This is a genomic window from Variovorax sp. KBW07 (assembly GCF_003852515.1).
Classification (GTDB): Bacteria; Pseudomonadota; Gammaproteobacteria; order Burkholderiales; family Burkholderiaceae_C; genus Variovorax.
The window spans coordinates 1-1,301 of record NZ_QAJK01000252.1 but is presented as its reverse complement, the minus strand read 5'-3'; the positions used below and the strand labels follow the sequence as shown (position 1 = coordinate 1,301).

The following is a 1,301-nucleotide window of genomic DNA, read 5'->3' as shown; positions in this document are numbered from 1 at the left end:
GCCGTGCCGCGTACCGGGCGCTCCCCAACGAACGCGCCAAAAACAAGCGCACAAAACAAACCAACAAAACCCGAGACGTACTAAAAGTCTCCCAAAAGCCCAGCAATGCTCCGAGCCCTGAAGGAGCCTCCAACATGACCATCGCATTGCAAAGCACCATCGCCGCGTCCCTTGGCGTGCAGCAGCTCGCCAGCGCATTCACCCCCGCCTTCTCCCACTTGCGCATTCTTCGCAACCTCGTCATTCCCATGCCCGAAGGAAGCACCGTGCGCACCGCCAGGATCGACGCCGTGCTCGTCTGCGAAACCGGCGTCTACCTCTTCGAGATCAAGGCCTGGCGCAACGCCTTCGTGTACCGCAAGAAATCGGACCAGTCCCCGCCGCGCTGGTTCCTGCGCCTGAACGGCTGCACGCGCGCACGCGAAGTCAAGGACCCGGCCTGGCAAGGCGGCCGCAAGACCACCCAACTTCGCAGCCTGCTGCCCTACGACCTGCGCCTGCAGTACTTCGTGCTCCTGCCCTGCGAAGGCGTCGAGCTCGAGGGCGTCATGCCCGCGGCCATCATCACGCAAAGAGACCTCCCCTACATCGCGCGGCTCGTGCGCAACAACGGCCGCACCGCGCGCACCTATCCGCTGCTCGACAGGGACGCCATCGAGCGCACCGTGCAACGCCTGCTCGACATCCAGGGCGGGCTCTCCGTCGAAACCCACATGCGGAACTGCCGCGAACGAAACGAACGCATCGCCATGCACTGGCCCGTCATGAGCGCCATGGGGTTGCAATAGCGAACAGCGCACCTCCCAGAAAACTCTGGAAACGCCAGGTAAAGGCGCCGGCGCGTCCCAGATTTCTCCGACATTGGCAGGGACCATGCGGCGATGAACCTGCCCAAGTCCCTTGCCACCTTCGCCACCGCGCTGCTCGCATCCCTTGCCACCCTTGCGGCCTGGGCCGCCGATCCGTTCACCGTCAGCGACATCCGGCTCGAAGGTTTACAGCGCGTCGAAGCCGGCACCGTGTTCGCCACGCTCGGCATCAAGGCCGGCGACACCTACAGCGACGAGCGCGGCAGCGCCGCCATCCGCGCGCTGTTCGAGCTGGGCCTTTTCAAGGACGTGCGCATCGACACCGACGGCCACGCGATCGTGGTGATCGTGCAAGAGCGCCCCACCATTGCCGATGTCGATTTCACCGGTGCCAAGGAATTCGACAAAGCCGCGCTGCAGAAGGCCCTGCGCGAAGTCGGCCTTGCCGAAGGCCGGCCCTACGACAAGGCGCTGGCCGACCGCGCCGAGCAG

At 65.0% G+C, this 1,301-nt stretch carries 2 protein-coding genes; both read left to right on the top strand.

Annotated features, from left to right (window positions below; translation table 11 throughout):
• Nucleotides 1-134 precede the first annotated feature (134 nt).
• Nucleotides 135-788: a nuclease-related domain-containing protein gene (locus DBV14_RS32920; protein WP_124466404.1), complete on the top strand. Its 654-nt coding sequence runs from the start codon at nucleotides 135-137 to the stop codon at nucleotides 786-788.
• A gap of 93 nt (nucleotides 789-881) precedes the next feature.
• The coding region (locus tag DBV14_RS32915) for a POTRA domain-containing protein (RefSeq protein WP_311732880.1) at nucleotides 882-1,301 on the top strand (420 nt) is incomplete at its 3' end.

Excerpts from the sequence above, each read along its gene's own strand:
- DBV14_RS32920 (WP_124466404.1), top strand. The coding sequence starts at position 135 with ATGACCATCGCATTGCAAAGCACCATCGCCGCGTCCCTTGGCGTGCAG.